Consider the following 6,681-nt stretch of genomic DNA (forward strand, 5'->3'; position numbering starts at 1 on the left):
GCCAGCGCGCCGGTGCCGAAGGAGAACCAGGGGCTCACCCCGGCGCTGAAGTCGCCGTTGTCGATCTGCTCGGGGGCGTCCGGTGGTGGGTCGGCGTGGGCCGCGCCGGCGCCCGCGCCGGTGAGGGCCAGAGTGGTCGCCGCAGCCAACAGGAGGCGGCGTCGGGATGGCGTCACGGGGAGTCCTTCCGGGACGGAAAGTGGGACGGTGGCGGTGGCACGATGATGCGACGGGAGCTGGGAGCGCTCCCAGGTATCGGCTCGATGTTTCCAGTGCCGGTACGTCATGTCAATTGATCTGGTTGGATGGGTTTCCGCGTCCGACGAGGGCGGTCAGCTCGAGCGCGCGCGCCGACGCGCCGCCACCCGGACGTGAGATTGGCCGCGCCACGCGCCGTCGTCCTGATCTCCTAGAGACAACTGCGCCCTTCGCCTGGCAGGCTGCCTCCCATGACCCTGAAGCTGCGTTCCGTGGGAACGAGCGACCGTGGGCTGATCCGCAGCGGAAACCAGGACGCCCTGCACGCCGGCACCTGGCTCGTCGCCGTCGCCGACGGCATGGGCGGGATGGCCGCCGGCGACCTGGCCAGCGCCCTCACCATCGACGCGGTCGCCCCGCTCGACCTGGAGACACCCGAGGACGCCCTGGTGGCCGCGCTCGAAGGTGGCATCGCCCTGGCCACCTCCCGGATCCGACAGGCGGTCGCCGAGGATCCCGAGCGCCAGGGCATGGGCACCACGCTGACCGCCCTGCTCTTCGCCCGTACCGGCAGCTGCCTGGCGCTCGCGCACGTCGGCGACTCCCGGGCCTACCTGTTCCGCGAGGGCGTGCTCAAGCAGGTCACCAGGGACGATACGTTCGTGCAGATGCTGGTCGATCAGGGCGTGATCACCGCCGACCAGGCCAGCAGCCACCCGCGTCGGGCCGTGGTCACCCAGGCGTTGCAGGGCGAAGAGGTCTCCCCGTCGTACGCGACGATGGTGCCCCGGGCCGGCGACCGGTGGCTGCTGTGCAGCGACGGCCTCTCCAACGTGGTTCGCCCGGACACCCTCACCGAGGTGCTCAGCGGCTATCCGGACCGGGACGCCTGCGCCGCCAAGCTGATCGACCTGGCCCTGCACGCCGGCGCGCCGGACAACGTCACAGTCGTGGTGGCCGACGTCGTCGAGGAGTAGACCGGCGCTCAGCGCCGACGTGGCGTGGCGTGCCGGGTGGGTGTCGCCGTTCCCGGATCCTCCGGCCACGGGTGCCGGGGATAGCGCCCGCGTAGCTCCGAGCGGACCTGCGGATAGCCGGTACGCCAGAACGACGCCAGGTCGGCGGTGACCGCCACCGGCCGGCCGGCGGGGGAGAGCAGGTGCAGCAGCACCGGCACCCGACCGTCGGCGATGCGAGGCGCTGCCGGCCAGCCGAACGTCTCCTGGAGCTTCACGGCGAGCACCGGCGCGGCCGGGTCGCCGTAGTCCAGTCGGATCCGAGAACCACTGGGCACCTCGATCCGCTCCGGGGCCAGCTCGTCGAGGCGGGCGGCCTGCGCCCAGGGCAGCAGCCGACGCAGCGCCGACGACACGTCCACTCGCGCCAGGTCGGCCCGGCGTCGCGCGGCGGCCAGCTCCGGGCCCAGCCACGTCGGCGCGGCGTCGAGCAACGAGTCGTCGCCGACCTCCGGCCACGGCTCGCCCAGCTGGTGTCGGAGGAACGCGAGCCGCTCGCGCAGCGCCCGAGCCGCCGGCGTCCACTGCAACAGGCTCAGCCCGTCCTGGCGTAGGCCGGTCAGCAGCGCGGCGGCCACCTCCGCCCGGTCCGGCCGGTCCAACCGCCGCTGGACCAGCTCGATGGCGCCCAGCCGGGTCACCTCCCGGGCCACCACGTCCCCGTCCGACCAGCCGACCTCGCGGCCGGTGCGTAGCAACGGACCGGCCGCCTCCCGGGCCGTTGCCTCGTCCACCGGGGAGGCCCGGCGGATGCGGGCCGACGGCGCGCCGGGGGTGCGGTCCGCGACCGCCACCGCCAGCCAGTCGGACCCGGTCAGCCCCGAGCCGGCCGCCAGCTCCGCGGCGGTCCCGCCGGTCATCAGGTACGCGGAACCGCCCGGCCGCCGCACCCGGGCCAACCGTTCCGGGTACGCCAGACCGACGAGCAGCCCGGCGGCGAGATCGTCGCTCAGTCCACCCGAGCCGGTGCGGCCGGTGGCGTGGGCGCGGCTCTTCGGCGGGGCGTCGGCAGGTAGCGCGGCCCGCAGCCGGCGTACCTCGGTGCGCCAACGGGCTGTCGCGCCCGCGTCCACGCCGGCGCGCAGCCGACGCCAACCGGCGACCTCGACGCACTCGTCCTCGCGGCAGAACTCCAGCGCCTGCTCCAGGGTGAGCTTGCGCGGCGGGACCAGCTTCTCGGTCTCGTCGGAGGTCGACTGCCGCATGTTGGTGAGCTTCTTCTCCTTGGTGATGTTGACGTCCATGTCGTCGGAGCGGGAGTTCTCCCCGACGATCATGCCCTCGTACACCTCGGTGGTGGGCTCGACGAAGAGCTGACCGCGCTCCTGCAGGTTGGTCATCGCGAAGGCGGTGACCGCGCCGGCCCGGTCGGCGACCAGCGAGCCGTTGTTACGGGTGCGCAGCTCGCCGAACCACGGCTCGTACGACTCGAAGACGTGGTGCAGGATGCCGGTGCCCCGCGTGTCGGTGAGGAACTCGGTGCGGAAGCCGATCAGGCCGCGCGCCGGCACCAGCCACTCCATCCGGATCCAGCCGGTGCCGTGGTTGACAAGCTGCTCCATCCGGCCCTTGCGGGTGGCGAGGAGCTGGGTGATCGCGCCGAGGTATTCCTCCGGGGCGTCGATGGTCAGCCGCTCGACCGGCTCGCAGGTCTTGCCGTCGATTACCCGGGTGACCACCTGCGGCTTGCCGACGGTCAGCTCGTAGCTCTCCCGGCGCATCTGCTCGACCAGGATGGCCAGCGCCAGCTCGCCGCGGCCCTGCACCTCCCAGGCGTCCGGCCGCTCGGTGGGCAGGACCCGCAGGGACACGTTGCCGATCAGCTCCTTGTCGAGCCGGTCCTTGACCATCCGCGCGGTGACCTTGGAGCCCTTGAGCCGGCCGACCAGCGGCGAGGTGTTGGTGCCGATGGTCATCGAGATGGCCGGCTCGTCGACGGTGATCAGCGGCAACGCGACAGGGTTCTCGACGTCGGCGAGGGTCTCACCGATCATGATCTCCGGGATGCCGGCGACGGCGATGATGTCGCCCGGGCCGGCGGTCTCGGCCGACGTGCGCTCCAGGCCCTCGGTCATCAGCATCTCGGAGATGCGGACCCGCTGGGTGCTGCCGTCGGTGCGGCACCAGGCCACCGTCTGGCCCTTGTTGATGGTGCCCTGGCGGACCCGGCACAGCGCGAGCCGGCCGAGGAACGGCGAGGCGTCCAGGTTGGTGACGTGGGCCTGCAACGGCGCGCCCTCGTCGTACGAGGGTGCCGGGATGGTGTCCAGCAGGGTGCGGAACAGCGGCTCCAGGGAGGTGCTGTCGTCGGGCACCGAGCCGTCGGCGGGCTGGGTCAGCGAGGCGACGCCGTCGCGGGCGCAGGCGTAGACGATCGGGAAGTCGATCTGCTCCTCGTCGGCGTCCAGGTCGAGGAAGAGCTCGTAGGTGTCGTCCACGACCTCCTTGATCCGGGCGTCCGGACGGTCCACCTTGTTGATCACCAGGATGATCGGCATCCGGGCCCGCAGCGCCTTACGCAGCACGAAGCGGGTCTGCGGCAGCGGGCCCTCACTGGCGTCGACGAGCAGCACCACACCGTCGACCATGGTCAGGCCGCGCTCCACCTCGCCGCCGAAGTCGGCGTGGCCGGGCGTGTCGATGATGTTGATGGTGACCGGGTCGGAGCCGTCCGCCGGCAGGTAACGCACACCGGTGTTCTTGGCCAGGATCGTGATGCCCTTTTCCCGCTCCAGGTCACCGGAGTCCATCACCCGCTCGGTGTTCTCGCCGCGTGCGCCGTACGCGCCGGCCTGCCGCAACATGGCGTCGACCAGGGTGGTCTTGCCGTGGTCGACGTGAGCGATGATGGCGACGTTGCGGAGGTCGGTGCGAAGCTGCATACCCTCTATCCTTCCGCCTGCGCTCGCGCAGGCTGCGTCGGGGTCACCCCCAGGTGCCCCTGATCTATGGTGAAACCGCTGTGCCGGTGGTTCTCCCGGCTGGCATGCTGGCACCCGTGTCCCGGGGGCCTGAGTGCACGACCTGCTGACCTGGGTGCAGGGTCTGCCCACCCTGTGGATCTACCTGGTCGCCGCGCTGATCGTGGCGGGCGAGACCGCGGTGATCTTCGGCCTGCTCGTGCCGGGTGAGGCTACCCTGCTGCTCGTCGGCTTCCTCACCTACAACGGTACCTTGCGGCTCGGGCCGGCGTTGCTCGCGATGATCGTCGCGGCGGTCCTCGGCGATGGGCTGGCCTTTCGCGCCGGACGGCGGTACGGCTCCCGGCTGCGCGCCGGGCTGGGTCACCGGGTCGGGCCGCAGCGGTGGGCCCGCGCCGACGCCATGCTCGCCCGTCTCGGTGGGCGGGGGGTGTTCGCCGCCCGATGGGTGGCTTTCGCCCGGACCCTGGTGCCCCGGCTGGCCGGTGCGGCCGGCATGCCGTACCGGCGGTTCGCCCTCTGGAACCTGGCCGGGGTGGTGACCTGGGTGGGCGGCTCGGTGCTGCTCGGTCACCTCGCCGGTGAGTCGTACGACACTGTCTCCCGGCTTCTCGGCCGGGCCACCGGGGTGGCGTTCCTGCTGCTGGCCGGCCTGGTGGGTGTGGTGCTGGTGGGTCGGTGGCTGGGCCGTAACCCCGACCCGGTGCGCGCGCTGCTGTCCCGGGCCGGCGCTCTGCCTCCGGTGCGGTGGCTCACCGCCCGCTACGGGGTGCTGTTCTTCCTGGTGGCCATGCGGATCGGCCCGGCCTGGACGCTGCTGCTCAATCTGGCCGCCGGGCTGCTGCTGCTGTTCGCCGCCGGGCTCGCCATCGCCGGTCTGCTCGCGGTGGCGGTCCGCAACAGTGGGCTGGCCGCGCTGGACGGCGCCATCGCGGGGTGGTTCGCCGCTCGGCGTACCCCGGACGCCGCCGACGCCACACTGGTGTTGGTGTCGGTGGTACGCGGGTCGGTGCTGATCCTGTTGGTGGCGCTGGTGGCGGCGGTGCTGGCGTGGCGCAACCGACCCTGGCGGGCGGACCTGCTCAGCGTGGTCGGCACTGTGGGCGCGTTCGTGCCGCTGGTGGTGCTGGCCGTGGTGGCCGAACTGACCGGCCCGAACGGGACCGCCCCGGGCGGCGGTGAGGTGGCGCCGCTCTCCACCCAGAACGCCGTCGTCGCGGCGAGCTTCTGCACCCTGGCGTGGCTGGTGTCGCGCAGCGCCCACTGGCCGGTGGCGGTGGCCGCCTGGACCGCAGCGGCGGCGGGGGTGCTCGGGATCGGCGGCGCGCGGCTCTACCTCGGACTGGACACGGCGAGTGGGACGGCCGCCGCGGTGCTGCTCGGGGTGCTCTGGACAGTGGTGTTCATGGTCGCCTGGGCGACCCGGGACCGGGCGGTGGGCAACGGTCAGCCCTCAGTGGACCAGGCCCCCCGGCGGCCGTCGCAGGGGCAACGCCGCCCGGTCGAACCTTGTTAGGGTGCGGCGACAATCACACGGGGGAGGCCACGGCATGGTTCGACGCACCGATCGGCTGGGCGCCGCAGTGCTCGCCGGGCTTCTGCTCGCGAGCGCGCTGGTCGGCTGCGCCGCCAAGGGGGAGAGCCCACCGGGCCTGGCCGCGCCGGTCGCCATCACCGACGGGCCGACCGACACCCCGTCCGACGAGGTCAGCGAGGAGCCGAGCCCGTCGGTGAGCGCCGTGGAATCGATGGGTTCCGCCCCGAGTCGGAGCGCGACCCCGAAGCCGAAGACGACGAAGAAGCCGACCCGGGCGGCGCCGAAGCCGCGCCCGGTGCCGAAGCCGCCCACCGAGACCGAGGTGCCGCCGGCACCGCCGAAGCCGGCCCCGAGCTCCTGCAAGCCGACCTACAAGGGCAGCCAGGCGAGCCGGTCCGAGGTGAAGGCGGCGCTGACCGATGCGGCCAACCGCACCTACTGGCCGGTCTCGGCACCGGACATCAAGATCCCGCTCAACCTGCTCAAGGCCACCGCGTGGCAGGAGAGCGGCTGGCAGTCCAACATCTACGCCTGCGACGGTGGGGTCGGGCTGTTGCAGGTGATGCCGGACACCGCGACCTGGATGAACCAGCGGTTCGAGAAGAGCTACAAGATCGACGCCTACCAGGACAACGCCTACCTCGGCGCCACCTACCTGGCCTGGGCGACGAAGTACATCGGCGACATGTACTTCGAGTCCGACTTCCGGCTCGACCCGGCACTGTGCACCAGCGAGCTGAATTCCTGCCTGCTCAACGCGGTCATCGCCGCGTACAACTTCGGGCACGGTGCGGTGGCTCAGGAGGGGAGGCCGCTGGCCATCCCCAACCCGTCGTACGTGCGCAACGTGCGGGCGCTGATGAGCGAGTGCGTCTGCCTGGCGTACTGACCTCGACGGGAGCCGTGGGGGGTGCGCCCCCCCCGGCTGTACAGGTCGGCGGCGAGCGCCGGGCGGTGTGGCCGCCGGGGCGAGATCGGAAGAGCGGGGGGTGGGGGAATAGTGTGGTTG

General features: G+C 72.3%; 4 protein-coding genes. 3 read left to right on the forward strand and 1 reads right to left on the reverse strand.

What is annotated here, in order from left to right:
* Positions 1-449: 449 nt before the first annotated feature.
* Entirely contained in the window at positions 450-1,175 is a 726-nt protein-coding gene (locus AB0C20_RS34210) for a protein phosphatase 2C domain-containing protein (protein ID WP_355007193.1), read from the forward strand.
* Between the two features lie 8 nt (positions 1,176-1,183).
* Here the strand turns inward: AB0C20_RS34210 and typA are convergent, their stop codons facing one another.
* Positions 1,184-4,096 (reverse strand): translational GTPase TypA, encoded by a 2,913-nt coding sequence (typA, locus tag AB0C20_RS34215; RefSeq protein WP_357569554.1) that lies wholly within the window; start codon positions 4,094-4,096, stop codon positions 1,184-1,186.
* A gap of 133 nt (positions 4,097-4,229) precedes the next feature.
* On the opposite strand from typA, the gene AB0C20_RS34220 reads away from it, so the two are divergent.
* The gene (locus AB0C20_RS34220; protein WP_357190332.1) at positions 4,230-5,651 is read left to right on the forward strand and encodes a DedA family protein; all 1,422 of its coding nucleotides are present in this window, start codon (positions 4,230-4,232) and stop codon (positions 5,649-5,651) included.
* A 34-nt stretch (positions 5,652-5,685) separates the two neighbouring features.
* A complete protein-coding gene (locus tag AB0C20_RS34225) occupies positions 5,686-6,561 on the forward strand; it encodes a lytic transglycosylase domain-containing protein (protein ID WP_357190330.1) in 876 nt (291 codons plus the stop codon).
* The last annotated feature ends 120 nt before the right edge of the window (positions 6,562-6,681 follow it).

Source organism: Micromonospora sp. NPDC048843, from assembly GCF_040649965.1.
GTDB lineage: Bacteria > Actinomycetota > Actinomycetes > Mycobacteriales > Micromonosporaceae > Micromonospora > Micromonospora hortensis.

Bases quoted from the DNA above. Each gene is read 5' to 3' on its own strand.
- AB0C20_RS34225 (WP_357190330.1), top strand. From the start codon at position 5,686: ATGGTTCGACGCACCGATCGGCTGGGCGCCGCAGTGCTCGCCGGGCTT.
- AB0C20_RS34210 (WP_355007193.1), top strand. From the start codon at position 450: ATGACCCTGAAGCTGCGTTCCGTGGGAACGAGCGACCGTGGGCTGATC.
- typA (WP_357569554.1), bottom strand. From the start codon at position 4,096: ATGCAGCTTCGCACCGACCTCCGCAACGTCGCCATCATCGCTCACGTC.